Source organism: Actinoplanes hulinensis, from assembly GCF_019429605.1.
In the GTDB taxonomy this organism is placed as follows: Bacteria; Actinomycetota; Actinomycetes; order Mycobacteriales; family Micromonosporaceae; genus Actinoplanes; species Actinoplanes campanulatus.
Map to the genome: position 1 here is coordinate 266,188 of NZ_JAHXZI010000002.1, position 22,881 is coordinate 289,068.

Genomic DNA, 22,881 nt, shown 5'->3' on the forward strand with positions numbered 1-22,881 from the left:
AGCATCGTGGCCAACATCATCAACCTGGACCGGGTCAGCAAGGGTTACGGCGCCGCCGGTCAGCTGCTCACCGACGTGTCGCTCGGCCTGGACGACGACGCCCGCATCGGGATCGTCGGTCTCAACGGCGCCGGTAAATCGACCCTTCTCCGCATGCTCGCCAAGACCGAGGAGCCGGACTCCGGCCGGGTCACCCACCGCCGTGACCTGCGGGTCGCGTCGCTGCCGCAGACCCTCACCCTGGCCGGCGAGGCCACCGTGCGGGACGTCGTGCTCGGCACCGCCTGGCTGCCGCAGAGCATGGGCGCCGAGCACGAGTGGGCCGGCGACGCCGGGGTGCGCACCATCCTCGACGGCCTCGGCATGGGCTACCTCGGGCTGGACACGCCGGTCGGGCCGATGTCCGGTGGCGAGCGCCGCCGGGTTGCCCTGGCCGCGCTTCTGGTCCGGCAGAGCGACCTGCTGATCCTCGACGAGCCCACCAACCATCTGGACGTGGCCGGTGTCGACTGGCTCGCCAAGCACCTGCTGACCCGCCGGGGCGCGCTGCTCGTGGTCACCCACGACCGCTGGTTCCTGGACGCGGTCTGCACCATGACCTGGGAGGTCGTGGATCAGCAGGTGCACACGTACGAGGGTGGTTACGCCGCCTGGGTGCTGTCCCGCGCCGAGCGCCAGCGGGTCGCCGCGGCCGTCGAGGCCCGCCGGCAGAACCTGTTGCGCAAGGAGATCGCCTGGCTGCGCCGTGGCCCGCCGGCCCGGACGTCGAAGCCGAAGTTCCGGATCGACGCGGCCAACGAGCTGATCGCCGACGTCCCGCCGGTCCGCGACACGGTGAGCCTCCAGCGGCTCGCCACCACCCGGCTCGGCAAGCAGGTCTACGACCTGGAGCAGGTCGAGCTGAACGCCGGTCCGAAGAGCATCTTCCAGGGCCTGACCTGGCAGGTCGGTCCCGGCGACCGGATCGCCGTCCTGGGCGCCAACGGGGCCGGCAAGACCACCCTGCTGCGGCTGCTCGCCGGGGTGACGAAACCGGACGGCGGCCGGCTCGTCACCGGCTCGACGGTCCGGTCGGCCTTCCTCTCCCAGGAGCTCAAGGAGCTGCCCGGGCAGCTGCGCCTGCTGGAGGCCGTGGAGGAGGTCGCGAAGCGGGTCAAGCTGGGCGACCGGGAGCTGTCGGCCGGTCAGCTCGCCGAGGTGTTCGGGTTCACCGACAAGCGGATCTGGACGCCGGTCAGCGATCTCTCCGGCGGTGAGCGGCGGCGCCTCCAGATGCTGCGCCTGCTCGCCACCGAGCCCAACGTGCTGCTGCTCGACGAGCCGACCAACGACCTGGACACCGACACCCTGGCCGCGCTGGAGGACCTGCTCGACTCGTGGCCGGGCACCATGGTGGTGGCCAGCCACGACCGTTACCTGGTGGAGCGGGTCACCGACACGGTCTACGGCATGTTCGGCGACGGCCGGCTGGTGCACCTGCCCGGCGGCATCGACGAGTATCTCGCCCGGGTCGCTGTGCCGGGCGCCGTGCCGACGGTGGCCAAGACGGGCGCCCCGTCCGCTGCCTCCGGGCTCTCCGCCGGCGAGTTGCGCCAGGCGAAGAAGGACCTGGCCCGGCTGGAACGGCAGATGGAGAAGCTGTCCGACCGGGAAGCGAAGATCAACGAGAGCCTGGCCGAGCACGGCAGCAACTACGACAAGCTGATCGAGCTGGAGGCTCAGCTCAAGGCCGTGCAGCAGGAGAAGACCGAGGCCGAGGAGGCCTGGCTCGAGCTGGCGGAGCAGGCGTCCGAGAGCTGATCCGGGGGGTGTGGCTGCGCCCGTTGTCGGGGATACGCGAGAATCTGCTCGAAGACACCTGACCTTGGAGACGGAACCATGGCGCACACCCCGGTCAATCACCCGCTTCGGCCGATCTACCGGATCGTCGGCTTCATCACCGGTGCGTACCTGGTGGCGTTCGGCCTCATCGGGTTCATCACCACCTCCGGCGAGGAGTTCACCGGCCCCGGCGTGCGGGTGCTCGGACAGGGCAGCAACATGCTGTGGTCGATCATCTCGCTGGTGCTCGGCGCGATCGTGCTGCTCGCCACCGCGGTCGGCCGCAACATCGACGTCGCCGTCGACCAGTTCCTCGGCTGGGGCCTGCTGGTGGTCGGCACCTACGCGCTGGCCGTGCTGCGGACCGACGACCTGAACATCCTCGGGTTCACCATGTCGACCGTGGTCGTCACCTACCTGGTCGGCCTGCTGCTGATCACCGTGAGCCTGTACAGCAAGAGCGCCCCGAAGGCCATGGCCGGCGCGCCGCGGCAGGTGCGCGAAGGCCGTACCGCCTGATTCTCGCCCTGGGTGACCCGCCGGGACCGCTCAGCGGACCCGGCGGGTGATCAGCCCCGGTTTGGCCTCCAGATGGGACAGGCCGTTCCAGGCCAGATTGACCAGGTGCGCGGCGACGATCTCCTTCTTGGGCTTGCGCTCCTCCCGCCACCACTGCCCCACCAGCGCCACCATCCCGACCAGCGCCTGCGAGTAGAGCGCGGCGTACCTCGGATCGAGGCCCCGGCTCTTGAACTCGGCGCCGAGGATGTGCTCCACCTGGTGCGCCACGTCGCTCAGCACGCTCTGGAGATTGCCCGAGGCGGACAGCACCGGCGACTCGCGCACCAGCACCTGGAAGCCGTGCGGCTCCTGGTCGATGTAGTCGAGCAGCGCCAGCGCGGCCTGCTCCAGCAGCTCGCGCGGATGCCCGGCGGTGAGCGCCGTGGTGATCCGGTCCAGCAGGGCCCGCACCTCGCGGTCGACGACCACCGCGTACAGGCCCTCCTTGCCGCCGAAGTGCTCGTAGACCACCGGCTTCGACACCTTCGACCGGGCCGCGACCTCCTCGACGCTGGTGGCGTCGAAACCACGCTCGGCGAACAGTTGTCGCCCGATCGTGATCAGCTGCTCCCGGCGCTGGGCGGCCGACATCCGGACGCGTCTCTGCCGGTCGGTGGCGTCCCCGTGCTCATTCACCCGGTTCATCCTGCCAGCCCGATCCTGTCGTCAACTCGACAGGCTTCGTCCGCTTATCGCGATCGTTCCGCGGGACGCTAGTCTGTCTGCAGCAACATTCGGCCGTGGTGTAATTGGCAACACCTCTGGTTTTGGTCCAGATGTTCCGGGTTCGAGTCCTGGCGGCCGAGCAATTTCTGTGGTGAGCCCCGATGGCTGCGGGTGGATATGACGCCACCTATGCAAGATGCCACTGCGATCGATGGAGTTACCGCGTGAGCCAGGCCCCCAGCCGTACCGTCGTCGTCCTCGCCGCCGGCGAGGGCAAGCGGATGAAGTCCCAGACGCCCAAGGTTCTCCAGCCGCTGCTCGGGCGCACCCTGCTCGGGCACGTCCTGGCCGTTGCCCAGGCCATCCACACCGACCGCACCGTGGTGGTCGTCGGCCACAAGGCCGACCAGGTCGGGGCGTTCCTGGCCGAGGCCGCTCCGGCGGCGACCCCGGTGCTGCAGGCCGAGCAGAACGGCACCGGCCATGCGGTGCGGATCGCGCTGGACGCCACGCCCGACCTGACCGGCACCGTGGTGGTGCTCAGCGGCGACGTGCCGCTGCTGCGCCCGGAGACGGTGGAGGCGCTGCTGGCCACCCACGAGAAGGCCGGCGCCGCGGCGACCGTGCTGAGCGCCGAGGTGGCCGAGCCGGGCGGGCTGGGCCGGATCGTCCGGGGCGCCGACGGCAACCTGGAGCGGATCGTCGAGCAGAAGGACGCCACCGAGGAGCAGCGGCGGATCCGGGAGATCAACTCGGGGATCTACGCGTTCGACGCGGCGCTGCTGCGTGAGGCGCTGGGCAAGCTGTCCACCGACAACGCCCAGGGCGAGGAGTACCTGACCGACGTCTTCGGGATCCTGGCCGCCCAGGGGCACCCGGTGGCGATCGAGGTGGCCGAGTTCGCGTACGAGACCCTCGGCTGCAACGACCGCGCCGAGCTGGCCCGGTTGCGGGTGCTGATGCGGGACCGGGTGAACGAGGCCTGGATGCGTTCCGGTGTGCTGATCCTCGATCCGGCGACCACCTGGATCGACGTGACCGCCACGCTCGAGCCGGACGCGACCGTCGACCAGAACTCGCAGATCCTCGGCACCAGCTCGGTCGCGACCGGCGCGGTGATCGGGCCGGACACCACGCTCGTCGACACCACGGTGGCGGCCGGCGCCACGGTCCTGCGGACTCACTCGATCGGGGCGGAGATCGGCCCCTCGGCGACCGTGGGACCGTACTCGTACCTGCGCCCGGGCACCCGTCTGGGGGAGAAGTCCAAGATCGGTGGCTTCGTCGAGGCGAAGAACGCCGAGCTCGGTGCGGGCGCCAAGGTGCCGCACCTGACGTACGTGGGTGACGCCACGATCGGGGCCAAGGCCAACATCGGCGCCGGCACGATCTTCGCCAACTACGACGGGGTGAGGAAGAGTCACACCACCGTGGGCGAGGCGGCCTTCGTCGGGTCGGACACCGTGCTCATCGCGCCGGTCGAGATCGGCCCGGGGGCGTACGTGGCGGCCGGCAGCGCGGTGCAGAAGAACGTCCCGGCCGGCAACCTCGGGATCACCCGCGCGCCGCAGCGCAACGTGGAGGGCTGGGTGGCGCGGGCCCGTCCCGGGACGGCCTCCGCCGAGGCCGCCGCCAGGGCCGCGGATATCACCCCTGAGCAGGACTGATCCAGCTGGGGTGAGCCATCCCACCCGAGGCCCTCGAAACGTGGCGGTTACGTTCCCGCAAGGGATACTTCACTGCGAACCTCCATCCCCCTAATCCACGGGAGCAGCGAGCCGATGGGCAGCATCGTCGCCGAGAACCGTAAGAGTCTGATGCTCTTCTCCGGCCGGGGTTTCCCGGAACTGGCCGAGGAGATCGGTCAGGTGCTCGGTGTGGCACCGACCCCGTCGGACTCGTACGAGTTCGCCAACGGTGAGATCTTCGTCCGTTTCAAGGAGTCGGTCCGCGGCTCGGACGCGTTCGTCGTCCAGTCGGTGACCGAGGGCGTCAACCGGTGGGTCATGGAGACCCTCATCATGATCGACGCGCTGAAGCGTGGTTCAGCCAAGCGGATCACCGTGGTGCTGCCGTTCTACCCGTACTCGCGGCAGGACAAGAAGCACCGCGGCCGTGAGCCGATCTCCGCCCGTCTGGTGGCCGACCTGCTGAAGACCGCGGGCGCCAACCGGATCCTCACGGTGGACCTGCACACCGCCCAGATCCAGGGTTTCTTCGACGGCCCGGTGGACCACCTGTTCGCGATGGACATCCTCGCCGACTACGTGCAGAAGAAGTACGCGGGGCGCCCGATGACCGTGGTCGCGCCGGACTCCGGCCGGGTGCGGGTGGCCGAGCGCTGGACCGACCGGCTGGGCGGCTGCCCGCTGGCCTTCATCCACAAGACCCGTGACCCGCTGAAGCCCAACCAGGTGGTGGCGAACCGCGTGGTCGGTGAGGTGGAGGGCCGTGTCTGCCTGATCGTCGACGACATGATCGACACCGGCGGCACGATCGCCAAGGCGGCCGACATCCTGTTCGAGGAGGGCGCGGCCGACGTGATCGTGGCCTCCACGCACGCGCTGCTCTCCGACCCGGCCACCGAGCGGCTGAAGAACAGCAGGATCAGCGAGCTGGTGGTGACGAACACGCTGCCGCTCTCCCCGGAGAAGCGGCTCGACAAGATCACTGTGCTTTCCATCGCTCCGCTGCTGGCCCGGGCGATCCGTGAGGTGTTCGACGACGGCTCGGTGACCACTTTGTTCGGTGGCCTGAGCTGACCTCTGTGGTTCGTGAGGCGCCCGTCGACTCGGCGGGCGCTTTCGCATGTGGTGCAACTTGCATCAGTAGCATCGTTTTTTCGCGGACGCCGCCAGCCGGACGGACCCGCTGACTGATGCACGATCGTGCCAGGTAAGCTGGTGCGGTTGCCACGGCGAGGGTGCCTCGTGGTCTGCTGAGGTTCCGCAGTCCACTCGAGGTGCCGTCATCGACGCGGTGCTCCGGGCCTGTGCCCAGCGCGCCCCTTGCCCGGCAGCGCCAGGAATACCAAAGCCTTCGACGGCTACGCGCCGTCGGCGGCCACCACCGCAGCACTGCCGGATACCGCAGCCGCAGACTTAGCCGCAGCCCGCATCGAAGAGTTTCAGGAGTTTCCCCGTGTCCGAGGTAAAGATCAGCGCCGAGCCCCGTACCGAGTTCGGCAAGGGTGGTGCCCGTCGCACGCGCCGGGCCGGTCTCGTGCCCGCCGTGCTGTACGGCCACGGCGAGGCGCCGCAGCACATCGCCCTCCCGGCCCGTGAGTTCGCGGCCGCCATCCGCCACGGCGGCATCAACCAGATTTTCACGATCGACATCGCCGGCAACCCGGCCGCCACCCTGGCCCTGCCGAAGGCGATCCAGCGTGACCCGATCCGTGACACGTTCGAGCACGTGGACCTGCTGATCGTGAAGCGTGGCGAGCGCATCCAGGTGGACATCGCCGTCGTCCTGACCGGCGAGGCCGCCAAGAACACCCTGATCGTGCACGAGTCGAACACCGTCGCGGTGGTCGCCGAGGCGCTGCACCTGCCGTCCGAGCTGGAGGTCTCGATCGAGGGCCTCGAGGCGGGCAGTCACATCACCGCCGGCGACGTGAAGCTTCCCAAGGGCGTCGAGCTGGCCGTGGACGCGGAGCTGGTGCTCGCGGTGATCAACGCCGCCCAGTCGAACGAGGCTCCGGCCGAGGGCGAGGCTCCGGCCGAGGGCGAGAGCGCGGAGTAATTCTGTCGCGCAGCAGCGGTAAGCCAGATATCAGGGAAAGTGCCGGCCGGCACTTTCCCTGATGCGTATGCGGCGGGAGGCGAGAGGGATGAGCGACGAGGCACCCTGGCTGGTGGTCGGCCTGGGCAATCCGGGCCGGGAGTACGCCGGCAACCGGCACAACGTGGGTTTCATGGTGGCCGACCTGCTGGCCTCCCGGACCGGTGGCAAGTTCGGGCGGGCGAAGCGGGCGCAGGCGGAGGCCGCTGAGGGCAGGCTGGGGTTTCCAAATGGGCACAGTGGGCCAAGGCTGCTGCTTCTCAAGCCGCTCACCTACATGAATCTCTCCGGCGCCCCGGTGGTGGCGCTGTCGCAGTTCTTCAAAATCCCGGTGACGCAGGTGATCGCCGTGCATGATGAGCTGGATGTGCCGTTCGGGCAGGTTCGGGCGAAAATGGGTGGAGGCGAGGGCGGTCACAACGGACTCCGCTCGATGTCCAAGTCGCTCGCGACCAAGGAGTACGCGCGGGTGCGCTTCGGCATCGGACGGCCCCCCGGGCGGCAGGACCCGGCCGACTACGTGCTCTCCGACTTCTCCGGGGCGGAGCGCAAGGAGCTGGACTTCCTGGTGGACCGGGCGGCCGACATGGTGGAGGCGATCGTCCAAGAGGGCGTCGAATGGGCGCAGAACAAGTACCATGGTGTCTGATTTGTCCATCTAACGATCCCGTGACGCGTTCCGCCTCCGACCCGTTGGTCAATCGGACGCACGAACAGGTGCGCTGGCTGACGTAACGGGAGGTTCGAGGTGTCGCAGGACGTGTCCGAGGACCGTGCGGACGCGTTGATCGAACCTACGGTGACCCTGCCGGCGGTCGATGGGCGGGGCGTAGGACTGAACCAGGGGCCACAGCGTGCGCCCGAGCGGCGCAGCGGCCTCAACACCCGGATCCCCGGACCGGCGGCCGGTGTGGAGAACGCTCCGCCACAGGCCGTCCGGGGCGAGCCGGTGCCGGCCCGGAACCAGGCGGTCGAGCGGCACCTGCCGACCGGCCGCAACCGGTCGATGGCGGCCCGTCCGTTCCAGCGGGCCCGCGGCCGGCACGCGGCCATGTCCCGCCGGCAGGACTGGGAGCGCCGCTACGTACGGTCGCTGGTCCTCTTCGACCTGTCCGCCGGCGTGGTGGCCGGGGCGGGCACCTTCTTCACCCGGTTCGGTGACCATGTCACCGCGTACAACCGGCAGTACCTGGTGTGGTCGGCGCTCATGCCGCTGGCGCTGTTGCTGGTGCTGGTCGCGGCGCGGGCGTACGAGCGCCGCTATCTGTTCGTCGGCTCCGACGAGTACCAGCGGGTGCTGCGCGGCGGTGCCGGTCTGGTCGGCGGGGCGGCCGTCGTGTCGTACGCCCTGAATCTCGATCTGGCCAGGTCCTATGTCCTGGTGGCGTGCCCGCTGGCCATCGTCGCGATCGTGGTGTTGCGGTTCGTGCTGCGCAAGCGGTTGCATCTGGCCCGGTCCCGGGGCGAGAACCTGCGCCGGGTGATCGTGGTCGGGCACGAGCACTCCGTCATCGGCATGACCCAGCAGCTGCGCCGTGAGCGCTACCACGGTCTCGAGGTGGTCGGCGCCTGCCTGCCGCCCGGCGCCGACGGGGTCGGGCTGACCGATCCGACGGTCTTCGGCACCTTCGACGACGTGGCGACCGCGGTGGAGCTGGCCGACGCCGACACCGTGGTGGTGCTGAGCTGCCCGGAGCTGGACGGCGCCGCGGTGCGCCGGCTGGCGTGGCGGCTGGAGCGCGACGAGGTGGACCTGGTGGTGGCCAGTGCGCTGGTCGACGTCGCCGGGGCGCGGACCACGATCCGGCCGTTCGACGGGCTGCCCATGCTGCATGTCGAGCACCCCCGGCTGCACGGCGGCTCGCGCCTGGTGAAAGACCTGGTAGATCGGATCGGGGCGATCCTCCTTCTGATTCTTCTGAGCCCGGTGCTCTTGACCGTGGCGCTCTGCGTAGGCCTTACCTCGCGCGGGCCGGTACTCTTTCGCCAGGTGCGCGTGGGACGTGACGGCCGGTTGTTCCGGATCTTCAAGTTCCGCAGCATGTACGTCGATGCCGAAGCCCGGCTTGCCGAGCTGAGGCATCTCAACGAGCACGATGGTGTGCTCTTCAAAATCCGCGACGACCCGCGAGTCACTCCGGTCGGACAGTGGTTGCGCCGGTTCTCGCTCGACGAGCTGCCGCAGCTGCTCAACGTCCTGTCGGGGCAGATGTCGCTGGTCGGTCCGAGGCCGCCGCTGCCGACCGAGGTCGCCGCCTACGCCGACGACGTGCGGCGCCGGCTCGCCGTCAAGCCGGGGATGACCGGCCTCTGGCAGGTGTCCGGGCGGTCGGACCTCTCCTGGGAGGAGGCGGTCCGGCTCGACCTGCGCTATGTGGAGAACTGGTCGTTGAGCCTGGATCTGGTGATCCTGCTGAGGACGGTGACCGCGGTGGTGCGGTCGTCGGGGGCGTACTGAGGACGCATACGGAGCGAAGGAGCGAGACGATGGGCGAGCAGACGAAGACGTCGGCACGCATTGCCGGACCACGGGAAGCCGGTGAGGGCGGAGCGCCCCCAGTGAACGACTCCGCCTTCGCCCGCTGGCTCGCGGACCGCGCCGGACAGGTGCTGCTCCAGGTCCGCCAGGACACCGGGTACTCGGACGGCAAAGCCCTCAAGACGGCCGGCGACCAGGCCGCCCACGAGCTGCTCCGGGCCGAGCTGGCCCGCTGGCGCCCGGCCGACGCGGTGCTCTCCGAGGAGGACGAGCACTCCCGGACCGCCTGGATCGAGGGCGAGCCCACCCTGACCCGGCCGAACCGGCTCGACGCGAACCGGGTCTGGATCGTCGACCCGCTCGACGGGACCCGCGAGTTCTCCGAGGAGGGGCGGGACGACTGGGCCGTGCACGTGGCCCTGTGGACCGCCGACTCGTCGTCGCCGGCCCGGTTGACCGCGGGCGCCGTGGCCATGCCGGCCCGGCACTGCACCCTGGCCACCGACCACGCGCCGGCCTACCCCCCGATGCCCCTCGAAGCGGCGACCGGCGGGGCGATCCGGATCGCGGCGAGCCGGACCCGCCCGCCCGCCTTCGTCACCGCGCTCGCCGAGGAGATCGGCGCCGAGCTGGTGCCGATGGGCTCGGCCGGGGTGAAGATCGCCGCGGTGATCAACGGCGACGCGGACGCCTACGTGCACGCCGGCGGTCAGTACGAGTGGGACTCCGCCGCGCCGGTGGCTGTGGCGTTGGCCACTGGCCTGCACGCAAGCCGTATCGACGGCACCCCGCTCACCTATAACCAGGCAGACCCCAAGTTGCCTGACCTGGTGGTTTGTCGGAAAGATCTCGCTCCTCGGTTGCTTGCTGCACTGCAGAGGCACCTTCCGTCAGAATGACGTCTGCCCTGCCCGGCTGATACCGGAGAAAGGTCTGGGGACAGAACCCATGAGCCAGACGAAGCCCTATCGCGTATCGCATCTGGATGCTCTCGAAGCGGAGAGCATCTTCGTCATGCGTGAGGTCATGGCCGAGTTCGAGCGCCCTGTGCTGCTCTTCTCCGGCGGTAAAGACTCGATTGTGATGCTGCGCCTCGCGGAGAAGGCGTTCGCGCCCGCGCGCATCCCGTTCCCGGTCATGCACGTCGACACCGGGCACAACTTCCCGGAGGTCCTGGAGTACCGGGACCGTCGCGTGGCATCGCTCGGCCTGAACCTGGTGGTCGCCAGCGTGCAGGAGGCGATCGACGCCGGTCAGGTGCGCGAGCTGCCGGACGGCACCCGCAACCGGATCCAGACGCCGGTGCTGCTCGCCGCCGTGGAGAAGTACCGGTTCGACGCGCTCTTCGGCGGCGCCCGCCGCGACGAGGAGAAGGCCCGCGCCAAGGAGCGGATGTTCAGCTTCCGCGACGAGTTCGGCCAGTGGGACCCGAAGAACCAGCGGCCCGAGCTGTGGTCGCTCTACAACGGCCGGCACCACCCGGGCGAGTCGATCCGGGTCTTCCCGCTCTCCAACTGGACCGAGCTGGACGTCTGGCACTACATCGCCAAGGAGAACATCCCGCTCCCGAGCATCTACTACGCCCACGACCGGGAGGTCGTCGAGCGCAACGGGATGTTCTACGCGGTCAACGAGTTCATCCGGCTGCGGGACGGCGAGACCTCCGAGGTCCGCCGGGTGCGGTACCGGACGGTCGGCGACGCGTCGCAGACCGCGGCCGTGCTCTCCGAGGCCGACACGGTGGAGAAGGTGATCGACGAGGTCGCGGCGACCCGGATCACCGAGCGCGGCGCCACCCGTGGCGACGACAAGGTCAGCGAGGCCGCGATGGAAGACCGCAAGCGAGAGGGTTACTTCTGATGAGCCAGGCAGTTCTCGAGCCTGACGCCGCCGCCTCCCGCGGCATGGACCTGCTCCGGTTCGCCACGGCGGGCAGCGTCGACGACGGCAAGTCCACGCTCATCGGCCGGCTGCTGTTCGACACCAAGACGATCTTCGAGGACCAGCTCGAGGCGGTGGAGAGCGCCAGCGCGTCCCGCGGCGACGAGTACACCAACCTGGCCCTGCTCACCGACGGCCTGCGCGCCGAGCGGGAGCAGGGCATCACGATCGACGTGGCCTACCGCTACTTCGCCACGCCGCGGCGGAAGTTCATCATCGCCGACACCCCCGGGCACATTCAGTACACCCGGAACATGGTGACCGGCGCGTCCACCGCGGACCTGGCGCTGATCCTGGTCGACGCGCGCAAGGGCCTGGTCGAGCAGTCCCGGCGGCACGCCTTCCTGACCAGCCTGCTACGGGTGCCGCACCTGGTGCTGTGCGTCAACAAGATGGACCTGGTGGACTGGAGCCAGGAGGTCTTCGAGCGGATCGCCGACGAGTTCACCTCGTTCGCGGCGAAGCTCGACGCGCCGGACCTGAGCATCATCCCGATCTCCGCGCTCAACGGTGACAACATCGCCACCCGGTCGGAGAACACCCCGTGGTACGAGGGCCCGTCCCTGCTGCACCACCTGGAGCACGTGCACATCGCCAGCGACCGCAACCTGGTCGACGTGCGCTTCCCAGTGCAGTACGTGATCCGGCCCCAGTCCACCACCGTCACCGACTACCGCGGGTACGCCGGGCAGGTGGCCTCCGGCATCCTCAAGCCGGGCGACGACGTGATGGTCCTGCCCTCCGGCCTGACCAGCACCATCTCCTCGATCGAGACCGCCGACGGCCCGGTGGCCGAGGCGTTCCCGCCGATGTCGGTGACGGTCCGCCTGGCCGACGAGATCGACATCTCGCGCGGTGACATGATCTGCCGCCCGCACAACGCCCCGACGCCCGCTCAGGATGTCGAGGCGATGATCTGCTGGATGGACGAGTCGGCCCCGCTGCGGGTCGGCGGCAAGTACTCGATCAAGCACACCACCCGGTCGGCGCGTGCCGTGGTCCGCGGTCTCCAGTACCGGCTGGACGTGAACACGCTGCACCGGGACGAGTCGGCCGCCGAGCTCAAGCTCAACGAGATCGGCCGGGTCAAGCTGCGCACCACGGTGCCGCTGCTGGCCGACGAGTACCGCCGCAACCGGACCACCGGTGGCTTCATCCTGATCGACGAGAGCACCAACCGTACGGTCGGCGCTGGAATGATCATCGAGGCTCGCTGAGCCGGACCGTCGCCCAGACGACCTTGCCGGTCTCGGTCGGCAGGGCGCCCCACTGGGCGGCGGTCGCCTGAACCGTCCGCAGCCCGCGACCCCGCTCGTCGAGCGGCAGGTCCGGGCGCGGCGGGGAGGGACGGATCAGCCGGGGCAGGCGCGGGTCGCCGTCGGCCACCGACAGATGCATCCCGGCGCCCCGGCGGCTCACCACCACCCGGATGTCGGTGCCGGCGTGCTCCACCGCGTTCGTCACCAGCTCCGACATGACCAGCCGGCTGGGGTGCAGCAGTTCCACCAGCCCCCAGCCCAGGCAGGCGTCGCTCACCAGGTTGCGGGCCACACTGGGGGCGTCCGGATCGGGCCGCAGCGTGGCGTTCAGCCGCTCGTCGCCGGGGATCCGGCCGGCGAGGGCCACCCGGGCCTGGCCGATCCTGGCGTAGACCGGCAGGTAGCGCCCGGCGCCCAGACCCTGCATGCGGTCGGCGAGCGGCAGCTCCGGGGGCACGCAGAGGGCCAGGTGCACCGGCGGTTGCAGGCCGGCCGCCAGCCGGCGGGCCGTCATCCAGGTCGAGGCGCTCTCGCTGTGCGGGTCGAGCAGCCCGGACAGATCCACGATGAGCCCGTCCGGATGGTCGGTGAAACACCGGCGGAGCGTCGTCGACGCGGTCCAGCGCAGCTGTGCGTCCCACGGTCCGCGCACGGTGAGGAGGGAGACCGCGGCGTCCTCGGTGGAGTCGACGCTGACGGTGACACCTTGCTCGGTGTCACCGCGAAGATACGGTGGGCTGACCCCCATGCCGGACACGATAGTCGCGTGCCCGATTTCCGAGCCCTGGTCTCGCTCGTGCGGGTGATCAGGCGAAGGTCGGCGCGACCCCCGGACGGGTGGCCCCGGAAAGGCCGCTCGGGCACTTCCGGGGACGGTCGGGTGTCAGAGCGCGGTGGCGCCCGGCCCGGCCACCGCGACCCAGCTGGTCGGTGCGGTGAAACCCCGTTCCTCGTACGCGCCGGCGACCGCGGCCGCCGTCGCCTCGGCACGGTCGGCGTCGATCAGGGCCAGCACGCAGCCGCCGAAGCCGCCGCCGGTCATCCGGGCGCCGTACGCCCCGGCCTCCAGAGCCGACTGTACGGCGACGTCCACCTGCGCCACGGTGATCTCGAAGTCGTCGCGCATCGAGGCGTGCGAGGCGGTCAGCAGCGGGCCGATCTCGCGGACCCGGCCGGACCGCAGCAGCGAGACGGTGTCCAGCACCCGCTGGTTCTCGGTGATGATGTGCCGGGCCCGGCGGCGCAGCACGTCGTCGTCCAGCCGCCGGAGGGCGTCGTCCAGCTCGGCGGTGGACACGTCGCGCAGGGCGGGCACCCCGAGGGCCGCGGCCGCCGCCTCACAGCTCTTGCGGCGTTCGCCGTACTCCCCGTCGACGTGCTGGTGCGGCGCGTTGCTGTTGATCACCAGGATGGCCAGGCCCTCGGCGGCCAGGTCGAACGGGATCTGCTCGATCCGGTAGCTGCGGCAGTCCAGGAACAGCGCCCGGCCCTCCTGGCAGCGGATCGACGCGGACTGGTCGAGGATGCCGGTGGGCGCGCCGACGTACACGTTCTCGGCGCGCTGGGCGATGGCCGGCCGGCGCTCCAGCGGCACGTCCAGCCCGCCCAGGTCGATCAGGGCGGTCAGCACGGACGACTCGAGCGCGGCCGACGAGGACAGCCCGGAGCCGAGCGGCACGTCCGAGGCGAGGGCGATCCGGACCGGTGGCACCTCGAAGCCGGCGTCCCGCAGAGCCCAGACCACCCCGGCGACGTACGCGCCCCAGCCGGTGACCTCACCCGGTTCGGTGACCCCGAAGGTCACCGGATCGGGGGCAAGCGTGGAGCAGACCGACCAGCGGCCGTCCGGCGCCGGGCCGACCGCCGCCACGGTGCGCTGCGGCAGCGCGAAGGGCAGCACGAAGCCGTCGTTGTAGTCGGTGTGCTCGCCGATCAGGTTGACCCGGCCCGGCGCCGCCCAGAGACCGGTGGGCTCGTCCCCGTACGCCTCGATGAAGGCCGCCGTGGCGGTCTCTCTGATGCTGGTCATGCCACGTGCTTTCGGTAGAAGGTCCAGGCGTCGCCGATCATGTCGGCCAGGGTGTTCTTCCGGGGCGTCCAGCCCAGCTCGTCGCGGGCCCGGGCCGACGAGGCGACCAGGGTGGCCGGGTCGCCGTCGCGCCGCGGGGCGATCTCGACCGGGATGGCCGCCCCGGTGACCTCGCGGGCCGCCTCGACGACCTGCCGGTTGGAGAACCCGTTGCCGTTGCCCAGGTTGTAGATGCGGTGCTCGCCGGCGACCGTCGCGTCCAGCGCCAGCAGGTGGGCCCGGGCCAGGTCCTCGACGTGGATGTAGTCGCGCACGCAGGTCCCGTCGGCGGTCGGGTAGTCGTCGCCGAACAGCTGGAGCTTCTCCCGCTTCCCGGCGGCCACCTGGAGGGTGATCGGGATGAGGTGGGTCTCCGGGTCGTGCCGTTCGCCGATCTCGTGGCCGTCGCTGATGTACGCCCCCGCCACGTTGAAGTAGCGCAGCGAGACGGCGGCCAGGCCGTGTGCGAACGTCTCCGAGGTCAGCGCCAGGTCGAAGGCCAGCTTGGTGGAGCCGTACGTGCTGGTCGGAGCCTTGATCGCGGATTCGGTGATGGGCAGCTCGACCGGGTTGCCGTAGACCGCCGCGGTGGACGAGAAGATGAGCCGCGGCACCCGCGCGGCGCGCACCGCGTCCAGCAGGGCCAGCGACTTCACCATGTTCTCGTGCCAGTACAGCTCAGGCTTGGCCATCGACTCACCGGCCGCGATCAGGCCGGCGAAGTGCAGGACCGCGTCGAAGCCGGCGTCCGGGGTGAGCACCCGGGCGGCGTCGGCGATGTCCGCCTCCACGAAGGTGGCGCCGGGGGCGACCGCCTGCCGGAAACCGGTCCGCAGACTGTCCAGCACGACGACCTCGTGGCCCGCGTCCAGCAGCAGCCTGCTGGTCACACTGCCCACGTAGCCGGCGCCGCCGGTGACGAGCAATTTCACGGTTCAGGCCCTTCCGTAGTCAGACGATCATAGAATTCCCCAGAATCGCTCATAGGTCAACAGGTTCGAACATCGGTGCCATCCGGTGAGAGGATTCGCGGTTCGAGGCCCGGTGCTGACACAATGGCGGCCATGTCCGACGTTGCCCGCCGCCCGCGTGTGCTTTCCGGCATTCAGCCGACCGCCGATTCCTTCCACCTCGGCAACTATCTGGGCGCGGTGCGCAACTGGGTGTCGATGCAGGACACGCACGACGCCTTCTACTGCGTCGTCGACCTGCACGCGATCACCATGGGCCACGATCCGGAGACTCTTCGTAACCGTAGTCGGATCTCCGCCGCTCAGCTGCTCGCGCTCGGTCTCGACCCGGAGCGCTGCACCCTCTTCGTGCAGTCCCACGTGCCCGAGCACGCGCAGCTCGGCTGGGTGCTGAGCTGCATCACCGGGTTCGGCGAGGCCGGCCGGATGGTCCAGTTCAAGGACAAGTCGGCCAAGGCCGGGCAGGACAGCACCACCGTCGGGCTGTTCACCTACCCGATCCTCCAGGCCGCCGACATCCTGCTCTACCAGGCCGACCAGGTGCCGGTCGGCGAGGACCAGCGGCAGCACCTGGAGCTGACCCGCGACCTGGCGCAGCGCTTCAACACCCGGTTCGGCAAGACGTTCAACGTGCCCTCGGCGTACATCGTGAAGGACACCGCGAAGATCACCGACCTCCAGGACCCGACGAGCAAGATGTCGAAGTCGGCCTCCTCGCCGAACGGTCTCATCGAGCTGCTGGAGGACCCGGCCCGCTCGGCCAAGAAGATCAAGTCGGCGGTCACCGACACCGGGCGGGAGATCCTCTACGACGAGGTGAACAAGCCCGGCATCAGCAACCTGCTGACCATCTACGCGGCCCTCACCAGCCGGGCGATCGACGAGCTTCTCGAGGCGTACGAGGGACGCGGCTACGGCGACCTCAAGAAGGACCTGGCCGAGGTGCTGGTCGAGTTCGTCAAGCCGATCCAGGAGCGCACCCGGCTCTACCTCGACGACCCGGCCCAGCTCGACAAGGTCCTGGCGATCGGGGCGGAGAAGGCGCGGGCGGTGTCCGCGGCCACGCTCGCCACGGCGTACCGGAACGTGGGTTTCCTCAGCCCCGTGCGCGGGGCCTGACCCGGTGTCCGACCCGGCCATCACCCGCATCGGCGTCGCCATCGACATCCCCGAACCCTGGGGTTCGGCGCTGACCCGCCGGCGCGCCGAGGCCGGCGACCCGCAGGCCGCCTGGACACCGGCGCACGTCACCCTCCTAGGGCCCACCGAGGTGGCCGCCGACGCGCTGCCGGCGATCGAGAAGCACCTGGAGGAGATCGCCTCGGCGCAGCCGGCGTTCACCGTCCACCTGCGCGGGACCGGCACGTTCCGGCCGGTCACCGACGTGGTGTTCGTGGCGCTGGCGCAGGGCATCAGCGAGTGCGAGCTGCTGGCCGAGGCGATCACCCGGTCGGAGGACGTGCGACGGGATACCCGGTTCCCGTACCACCCGCACGTCACCGTGGCGCAGGACGTGCCGGCCGGCGCGCTGGACGCGGTGTTCGACGATCTGGCCGGCTTCTCGGCCCGGTTCGAGGTCGCCTCGTTCACGCTCTTCTCGCACGGCGGCGAAGGCCCGTGGCGGCCACGGCGGGACTTCCCGCTCGGAAGCTGACCGGTCGGTTACGGTCTGCCCGTGAACCCGATCGACCGGGCCTACGACGCGACCACGGCCCGGATCACCGCGGTGCGGTACCGATCGCCGTACTTCGACCATCTGTGCCGGGCCATCCTGCGGTACGAGAGCGTCCAGGGCGGCCGGCTGGCCGCGGCGATCGCCTACTACGGCTTCTTCGCGGTCTTCGCCCTGCTGCTGATCGGGTACTCGGCCTTCGGTTTCCTGCTCACCAACAACAGTGAGCTGTTCGAGCTGGTGCGCGACTTCCTCGCCGACAACCTGCCCTTCCTCGACGTGCAGGCGATCCTGGACAGCAAGAGGACGGTCGGCATCGTCGGCCTGGTCGGCCTGACCTTCACCGGCATCGGCTGGGTCGAGTCGATCCGGTCCTCGCAGCGGCTCATCTGGCAGCTGCGCGAGCAGCCCGGCTACATCGGCGTACGCCAGGTCGTCGACCTGCTCGTGCTGATCGGCATACTGCTGCTGCTGGCCCTCTCCCAGCTCGCCGTGTACGGGCTGGAGACCCTGCTGCACTGGCTGGCCGGAGGCGGGTTCGCCACCCTGCTGTCGATCGCCAGCTGGGCCCTCACCCTGGCGGTCAACATGCTGCTGGCGGCGGCGCTCCTGGCCGCGGTGCCCCGGCTGCGGATGACCGCCCGCCGGATGACGCCGCCGGTGCTCCAGGTGGGCATCGGGATCATGCTGCTCAACACGGTGGGCAGGTCGTTCGTCGCGCTGGTCGAGCGGAATCCGGCGTACGGCCTGGTCGGCTCGGCCGTCGGCGCGCTGGTCTACCTCTACGTCTTCAACCAGTTGCTGCTGTTCGGGGCGGCCTGGGCGGCGACCAGCCCACACGGCCGGGTGGTCGATCTGTCGGCTGACGACAAGACCGCCCCGGTGGGGCAGAACACCTGGATTCGGCACTCCCGCCCGCGATGATGAGCCGGTGGGGACACTCGTGACGTTGCATCTGCCGCCCGGCTCGCCGATCGCCGATCAACCGTGGGTCATCACCATCGGCTCGCTCGGTGACCTGGAGGACTGGGAGCCGGTGGTCTGCGGGCCGTACGAGCACGCCCATGCCCTGGCCCTGGCCCGCGCCGTGGTGGCCGACGACGATCTGATGGCCGTGGTGGAGCCGTTGCTGCCGCTGGACGGGGTGGACGCGATCCGCAGGGAGATCGAGCTGGCCCGGACCGGGGAGGAGGAGGACTTCCCGCCGCAACTGGCCCGCGAGCAGCCGGGCGCCCCGCCGGAGCCGGCCGAGGTGCTGGCCGGCTGGCGGCGGATCGCGGCGCGATTGACCGGTTGAGATACTCACTCCGTGGTGATCAACAAGCGGTGGGCGGCGTTCCTGGTCGCGGTCGGCGTGTGGACCTGGCTGATCTGGCCGCGTTTCGGGCTGGCCATCTGGAAGGACGAGCGGTCGTTCGCCGACGGCGCGCCGACCTCGTTCCTGTGGGTGCACGCGATCCTGATCGCCGCCTCGCTGGCGATCGGGACAGGGGTCGGAGTGCTCGGTGTCAAGGCCTGGCGGCGGGCCGCAGATTAACTCCCTGTTTCCTGGTAGAGGCGCAATTCCCTCCTGATCCAGCCGAAAGGAACGACCCGCGGGCGCGGTGATTGCGGAGCTATAACGGTGCGCCAACAGTCCGTACCGATGTCCTGACGGGGTGCGGACCCGGGGATACGCTCCCGCCTGAGATTCACCCGAGATACAGGAACCTCGGTGTGCAGCGGAAGGAGGGCGTCTTGCGCCCAGTACGTGGGAAGCGGATCGTGGCGATTCTCGCGGCAGGTGGGCTGACGCTCGCTGCCGCGGCATGTGGCGAGGCCCCGGAGGAGAGCGGCTCGACCGGCTCCAGCCCGGCCGCCGTCGCCGCCTACAAGGCCTGCATGGTCACCGACCTCGGCGGTATCGACGACAAGTCGTTCAACGCCTCGGCGTGGGCCGGTCTCCAGGCCGCCAAGGCCGAGGTCCCCAGCGTCGACCCGAAGTACGTGGCGTCCTCCTCCGAGGCCGACTACGAGCCGGGCCTGCGGGGCTTCGTGAGCCAGGGCTGCAACTTCATCCTCGCGGTCGGCGGCCTGATGGGCGAGGTCACCACGAAGGTGGCCACGGACAGCCCGAAGTCGCAGTTCGGCATCGTGGACAGCTCCAGCGGTAGCCCCAACGTCTACCCGATGCAGTTCGCGACCCACCAGGCGGCGTTCCTCGCCGGCTACCTGGCCGCGGGCTACTCGAAGTCGGGCAAGGTGGCCACCTACGGCGGCATGAAGATCCCGCCGGTGACCATCTTCATGGACGGTTTCGCCGACGGTGTGGCCCAGTACAACAAGGCCAAGGGCAAGGACGTCAAGGTCCTCGGCTGGGACAAGGCCGCCCAGAACGGCAGCTTCGCCGACAGCTTCATCGACCAGAGCAAGGGCAAGAGCATCGCCGACACCCTGGTCGGTCAGGGCGCTGACGTGATCATGCCGGTCGCCGGTGGCACCGGCCTGGGCACCGCGCAGGTCGCCAAGGACTCCAACGGCAAGCTCGCGGTCATCTGGGTCGACCAGGACGGCTGCACCAGCGCCGCGCAGTACTGCGAGGTGTTCCTGAGCACCGTGGTCAAGAACATCGAGGACGCGGTGAAGCAGGCTGTCGTCAAGGGCGCCAAGGGCGAGGCCCTCGCGGCGAGCCCGGGCTACCTGGGCACCCTGGAGAACGACGGCGTCTCGCTCGCCCCGTTCAACCAGTTCGAGAGCAAGGTCGACCCGGCCCTGAAGGCCGAGCTCGACAAGCTGAAGGCCGACATCATCGCCGGCACCGTCAAGGTCGAGTCGGCCAACGCGCCTAAGTGACCTTCGGGTAGTAGCATTCGGCCGCCGCGCGGCCACGGGCACAACCCGTGGCCGAGCGGCGGCTCGCATTCCCCCCCGTCCACCAGGATCAGTCACCGAACCCCGGGAGATTCCGCTGAAACTGGAACTGCGCGGCATCACCAAGCGCTTCGGCGACCTGGTGGCCAACGACCACATCGACATCACCGTCGAACCCGGCGAGGTGCACGCCCTGCTGGGGGAGAACGGCGCCGGCAAGTCGACGCTGATGAACCAGCTGTACGGCCTGCTCCAGCCGGACGAGGGGCAGATCGTCGTCAACGACGAGCCCCGTGTCTTCAAGAGCCCGCGAGACGCCATCGCGGCCGGCATCGGCATGGTGCACCAGCACTTCATGCTCGTGCCGGTCTTCACCGTGGCGGAGAACATCGCGCTCGGCGCGGAGGAGGTGCGCGGCGGCCCGCTCGGCTGGCTCGACCGCCGCCGGTCCCGTCGGGACGTCATCGAGACCTCCGAGAGGTACGGCCTGCCGGTCGACCCGGACGCGCTGATCGAGGACCTTCCGGTCGGCGCTCAGCAGCGGGTCGAGATCGTCAAGGCGCTGACCCGCGAGGTCGACCTGCTCATCCTGGACGAGCCGACCGCGGTGCTCACCCCGCAGGAGACCGAGGAACTGCTCACGGTGATGCGCTCGCTCACCGCCATGGGCAAGTCCATCGTCTTCATCACCCACAAGCTCAAAGAGGTCAAGGCGATCGCCGACCGGATCACCGTGATCCGGCGCGGCCAGGTCGTCGGGACCGCCTCCCCGGACACCAGCGAGGAGGAGCTGGCCGCCCTGATGGTCGGCCGCGCCGTGAGCCTCGAGGTGGAGAAGTCGCCCGCCGAGCCGGGCGACAGCATCCTCAAGATCTCCGGCCTGGTGGTCGACGACGACCGCGGCGTGCGCGCCGTCGACGGGGTCGACCTGGAGGTCCGGGCCGGCGAGGTGCTCGGTATCGCGGGCGTCCAGGGCAACGGTCAGACCGAGCTGGTCGAGGCGGTGATGGGCCTGCGCGAGGTGCGGGCCGGCGCCGTCCACCTGGAGGGCGAGGACCTGGTCGGCCGGAGCACCAAGCGGATCCTGCGCTCCGGCGTCGGCTATGTGCCCGAGGACCGCAGCCACGACGGGGTCGTCAAGGAGTTCTCCGTCGCGGAGAACCTGATCCTCGACATGTACGACCGGGCTCCGTTCGGCAACGCCTTCCGGATCGACGGCGGCTCCGTGGCGAGCAACGCCAAGCACCGTGTCGAGCAGTTCGACATCCGGTGCCAGTCACCGGCGAGCCTGGTCGGCGCCCTGTCCGGCGGCAACCAGCAGAAGGTCGTGGTGGCCCGGGAGATGTCCCGCCCGCTGCGCCTCTTCATCGCGTCCCAGCCCACCCGTGGTGTGGACGTCGGCTCGATCGAGTTCATCCACAGCCGGATCATCCGCGAGCGCGACCAGGGCACCGCGGTGCTGGTGGTCTCGAGTGAGCTGGACGAGGTGGTCGGCCTCGCGGACCGGATCGCGGTGATGTACCGCGGCCGCATCCTGGCCATCGTCTCGCCGGACACACCACGCGAGGAGATCGGTCTGCTCATGGCCGGCATCACCGGCGACACGCCGGAGGGGGCGAAGTGAAGAGGTTCTGGTCGGCGAACAACTTCACGCTCACGGCCCTGTCGATGCTCATGGCCGTGGTCATCGGCGGGGTCCTGATCATCATCTCGGACGCCACCGTCCTGGCGAAGTTCGGCTACTTCACGGCCCGCCCGAGCGACGCGTTCGAGTCGAGCTGGCTGCTGGTCAGCACGGCCTACGCGGACCTGCTCAAGGGCGCTCTCGGTGACCCCGCGGTGTTCTCCGCCTGGTTCTCCGGGGAGGCCACCTGGCAGCAGGCGTTCGCCCCGATCTCGGAGACGCTCACCTACGCCGCGCCGCTGGTCTTCACCGGCCTCTCGGTGGCGCTCGCGTTCCGGGGCGGCCTGTTCAACATCGGCGCGCAGGGCCAGGCGGTGCTGGGCTGCATCGCGGCCGGGGTCGCCGGCTTCACCTTCGGCCTGCCGATCGTGCTCAACCTGATCGTCGCGGTGGTCGCCGGCGTCCTCGGCGGGGCGCTGTGGGGCTTCATCCCCGGCCTGCTCAAGGCGCGTACCGGGGCGCACGAGGTGATCACCACGATCATGCTCAACTACACGGCCGGCCTCTTCCTGGCCTGGCTGGTCATCCAGCAGGGCATCCAGGCCCCGGGCCGCAGCGACGCGATCAGCAAGGCGGTCGCCGAGTCCGCCCAGCTGCCGTCGCCCGGTGGGGTCCTCCGGGTGCACCTGGGCATCATCCTGGCCGTGCTGACCACGGCCGGGGTGGCCTGGCTGCTGAACAAGTCGGCCTTCGGCTTCGAGATCCGGGCGGTGGGCGCCAACCCGCACGCCGCGAAGACCGCGGGCATCAGCGTCGCCAAGACGTACGTGCTGCTGATGGCGGTCGCCGGCGGTCTGGCCGGGTTCGGTGGCGCCACCCAGGTATTGGGTACCGCGCACGCGCTGACCCCGTCGGTGGCCGGCAACATCGGCTTCGACGGCCTGCTGGTCGCACTGCTGGGCCGTACCCGGCCCTGGGGCACCCTGTTCGCCGCGCTGCTGTTCGGCGCGCTGCGGGCCGGCGGAAACCGGATGCAGTCCTTCTCCGGCATCTCGCTGGAGCTGGTCACCGTGTTGCAGGCGCTCATCGTCATCTTCATCGCCGCCCCCGCCCTGGTGAAGGCGATCTTCCGACTGCGCGCCTCCCGGGCCACCGGGCTCGGCGCCTCGCTGGCGAAGGGCTGAGG

General features: G+C 69.9%; 22 protein-coding genes and 1 tRNA gene. 19 read left to right on the forward strand and 4 right to left on the reverse strand.

Translation table 11 applies throughout. The annotated features are described in order from the left end of the window. The first annotated feature begins 6 nt into the window (after window positions 1-6). On the forward strand, window positions 7-1,800 hold the full coding sequence (locus tag KZ829_RS05005; protein WP_220142654.1) for an ABC-F family ATP-binding cassette domain-containing protein: 1,794 nt from the start codon (window positions 7-9) through the stop codon (window positions 1,798-1,800). A 78-nt stretch (window positions 1,801-1,878) separates the two neighbouring features. After that, complete coding sequence (locus KZ829_RS05010; RefSeq protein WP_220142655.1) at window positions 1,879-2,340, forward strand: DUF4383 domain-containing protein; 462 nt, start codon at window positions 1,879-1,881, stop codon at window positions 2,338-2,340. A 30-nt stretch (window positions 2,341-2,370) separates the two neighbouring features. Here the strand turns inward: KZ829_RS05010 and KZ829_RS05015 are convergent, their stop codons facing one another. Beyond that, window positions 2,371-2,973: a TetR/AcrR family transcriptional regulator gene (locus tag KZ829_RS05015; RefSeq protein ID WP_220142886.1), complete on the reverse strand. Its 603-nt coding sequence runs from the start codon at window positions 2,971-2,973 to the stop codon at window positions 2,371-2,373. 143 nt (window positions 2,974-3,116) lie between these two features. Between KZ829_RS05015 and KZ829_RS05020 the strand changes: the two genes are divergently transcribed. From KZ829_RS05020 to cysN, 9 genes are all read left to right on the forward strand, one after another. Then, window positions 3,117-3,188, forward strand: a tRNA-Gln gene (locus KZ829_RS05020). An 84-nt stretch (window positions 3,189-3,272) separates the two neighbouring features. Then, window positions 3,273-4,715: a bifunctional UDP-N-acetylglucosamine diphosphorylase/glucosamine-1-phosphate N-acetyltransferase GlmU gene (gene glmU, locus KZ829_RS05025; protein ID WP_220142656.1), complete on the forward strand. Its 1,443-nt coding sequence runs from the start codon at window positions 3,273-3,275 to the stop codon at window positions 4,713-4,715. A gap of 114 nt (window positions 4,716-4,829) precedes the next feature. Then, window positions 4,830-5,810: a ribose-phosphate diphosphokinase gene (locus tag KZ829_RS05030; protein WP_183222600.1), complete on the forward strand. Its 981-nt coding sequence runs from the start codon at window positions 4,830-4,832 to the stop codon at window positions 5,808-5,810. A 379-nt stretch (window positions 5,811-6,189) separates the two neighbouring features. Next, on the forward strand, window positions 6,190-6,792 hold the full coding sequence (locus tag KZ829_RS05035) for a 50S ribosomal protein L25/general stress protein Ctc (RefSeq protein WP_220142657.1): 603 nt from the start codon (window positions 6,190-6,192) through the stop codon (window positions 6,790-6,792). Between the two features lie 88 nt (window positions 6,793-6,880). Then, window positions 6,881-7,480, forward strand: coding sequence for an aminoacyl-tRNA hydrolase (gene pth / locus KZ829_RS05040; protein WP_220142658.1), 600 nt, complete (start codon window positions 6,881-6,883; stop codon window positions 7,478-7,480). Between the two features lie 99 nt (window positions 7,481-7,579). Continuing rightward, window positions 7,580-9,289 (forward strand): sugar transferase, encoded by a 1,710-nt coding sequence (locus KZ829_RS05045; protein ID WP_220142659.1) that lies wholly within the window; start codon window positions 7,580-7,582, stop codon window positions 9,287-9,289. A gap of 29 nt (window positions 9,290-9,318) precedes the next feature. Beyond that, complete coding sequence (locus KZ829_RS05050; RefSeq protein WP_220142660.1) at window positions 9,319-10,209, forward strand: 3'(2'),5'-bisphosphate nucleotidase CysQ; 891 nt, start codon at window positions 9,319-9,321, stop codon at window positions 10,207-10,209. 49 nt (window positions 10,210-10,258) lie between these two features. Continuing rightward, entirely contained in the window at window positions 10,259-11,170 is a 912-nt protein-coding gene (gene cysD, locus KZ829_RS05055; RefSeq protein ID WP_183222605.1) for a sulfate adenylyltransferase subunit CysD, read from the forward strand. Beyond that, window positions 11,170-12,468 (forward strand): sulfate adenylyltransferase subunit CysN, encoded by a 1,299-nt coding sequence (gene cysN / locus KZ829_RS05060; RefSeq protein WP_220142661.1) that lies wholly within the window; start codon window positions 11,170-11,172, stop codon window positions 12,466-12,468. Before cysD ends, cysN begins: the two co-directional genes overlap by 1 nt. Here cysN and KZ829_RS05065 read toward each other — a convergent pair. The 3 genes from KZ829_RS05065 to galE all read right to left on the reverse strand — a co-directional run bounded on the left by KZ829_RS05065 (window position 12,452) and on the right by galE (window position 15,510). Next, window positions 12,452-13,258, reverse strand: coding sequence for an ATP-binding protein (locus KZ829_RS05065; protein ID WP_220142662.1), 807 nt, complete (start codon window positions 13,256-13,258; stop codon window positions 12,452-12,454). The genes cysN and KZ829_RS05065 overlap by 17 nt on opposite strands. A 135-nt stretch (window positions 13,259-13,393) precedes the next feature. Beyond that, window positions 13,394-14,539: a galactokinase gene (galK, locus tag KZ829_RS05070; protein WP_220142663.1), complete on the reverse strand. Its 1,146-nt coding sequence runs from the start codon at window positions 14,537-14,539 to the stop codon at window positions 13,394-13,396. Beyond that, window positions 14,536-15,510 (reverse strand): UDP-glucose 4-epimerase GalE, encoded by a 975-nt coding sequence (gene galE / locus KZ829_RS05075; RefSeq protein WP_220142664.1) that lies wholly within the window; start codon window positions 15,508-15,510, stop codon window positions 14,536-14,538. Before galE ends, galK begins: the two co-directional genes overlap by 4 nt. 132 nt (window positions 15,511-15,642) lie before the next feature. Between galE and trpS the strand changes: the two genes are divergently transcribed. The 8 genes from trpS to KZ829_RS05115 all read left to right on the forward strand — a co-directional run bounded on the left by trpS (window position 15,643) and on the right by KZ829_RS05115 (window position 22,879). Further along, on the forward strand, window positions 15,643-16,668 hold the full coding sequence (gene trpS, locus KZ829_RS05080) for a tryptophan--tRNA ligase (protein ID WP_183222610.1): 1,026 nt from the start codon (window positions 15,643-15,645) through the stop codon (window positions 16,666-16,668). A 4-nt stretch (window positions 16,669-16,672) separates the two neighbouring features. Continuing rightward, complete coding sequence (locus KZ829_RS05085) at window positions 16,673-17,203, forward strand: 2'-5' RNA ligase family protein (RefSeq protein ID WP_220142665.1); 531 nt, start codon at window positions 16,673-16,675, stop codon at window positions 17,201-17,203. A 21-nt stretch (window positions 17,204-17,224) separates the two neighbouring features. Then, a complete protein-coding gene (locus tag KZ829_RS05090) occupies window positions 17,225-18,145 on the forward strand; it encodes a YihY/virulence factor BrkB family protein (RefSeq protein WP_220142666.1) in 921 nt (306 codons plus the stop codon). 7 nt (window positions 18,146-18,152) lie between these two features. Then, window positions 18,153-18,518, forward strand: coding sequence for a hypothetical protein (locus KZ829_RS05095; RefSeq protein WP_220142667.1), 366 nt, complete (start codon window positions 18,153-18,155; stop codon window positions 18,516-18,518). Window positions 18,519-18,530: 12 nt separating this feature from the next. Further along, window positions 18,531-18,758, forward strand: a complete 228-nt coding sequence (locus KZ829_RS05100) for an SCO4848 family membrane protein (protein ID WP_220142668.1) — start codon at window positions 18,531-18,533, stop codon at window positions 18,756-18,758. Window positions 18,759-18,958: 200 nt separating this feature from the next. Then, the gene (locus KZ829_RS05105; RefSeq protein WP_220142669.1) at window positions 18,959-20,053 is read left to right on the forward strand and encodes a BMP family lipoprotein; all 1,095 of its coding nucleotides are present in this window, start codon (window positions 18,959-18,961) and stop codon (window positions 20,051-20,053) included. Window positions 20,054-20,213: 160 nt separating this feature from the next. Continuing rightward, complete coding sequence (locus tag KZ829_RS05110) at window positions 20,214-21,695, forward strand: ABC transporter ATP-binding protein (protein ID WP_308285343.1); 1,482 nt, start codon at window positions 20,214-20,216, stop codon at window positions 21,693-21,695. Further along, entirely contained in the window at window positions 21,692-22,879 is a 1,188-nt protein-coding gene (locus KZ829_RS05115) for an ABC transporter permease (protein ID WP_220142670.1), read from the forward strand. The genes KZ829_RS05110 and KZ829_RS05115 overlap by 4 nt, the downstream gene beginning before the upstream one ends. The last annotated feature ends 2 nt before the right edge of the window (window positions 22,880-22,881 follow it).

Bases quoted from the DNA above. Each gene is read 5' to 3' on its own strand.
- cysD (WP_183222605.1), top strand. From the start codon at position 10,259: ATGAGCCAGACGAAGCCCTATCGCGTATCGCATCTGGATGCTCTCGAA.
- cysN (WP_220142661.1), top strand. From the start codon at position 11,170: ATGAGCCAGGCAGTTCTCGAGCCTGACGCCGCCGCCTCCCGCGGCATG.
- KZ829_RS05050 (WP_220142660.1), top strand. From the start codon at position 9,319: ATGGGCGAGCAGACGAAGACGTCGGCACGCATTGCCGGACCACGGGAA.
- KZ829_RS05030 (WP_183222600.1), top strand. From the start codon at position 4,830: ATGGGCAGCATCGTCGCCGAGAACCGTAAGAGTCTGATGCTCTTCTCC.
- trpS (WP_183222610.1), top strand. From the start codon at position 15,643: ATGTCCGACGTTGCCCGCCGCCCGCGTGTGCTTTCCGGCATTCAGCCG.
- galK (WP_220142663.1), bottom strand. From the start codon at position 14,539: ATGACCAGCATCAGAGAGACCGCCACGGCGGCCTTCATCGAGGCGTAC.
- KZ829_RS05065 (WP_220142662.1), bottom strand. From the start codon at position 13,258: ATGGGGGTCAGCCCACCGTATCTTCGCGGTGACACCGAGCAAGGTGTC.
- KZ829_RS05010 (WP_220142655.1), top strand. From the start codon at position 1,879: ATGGCGCACACCCCGGTCAATCACCCGCTTCGGCCGATCTACCGGATC.
- pth (WP_220142658.1), top strand. From the start codon at position 6,881: ATGAGCGACGAGGCACCCTGGCTGGTGGTCGGCCTGGGCAATCCGGGC.
- KZ829_RS05015 (WP_220142886.1), bottom strand. From the start codon at position 2,973: ATGTCGGCCGCCCAGCGCCGGGAGCAGCTGATCACGATCGGGCGACAA.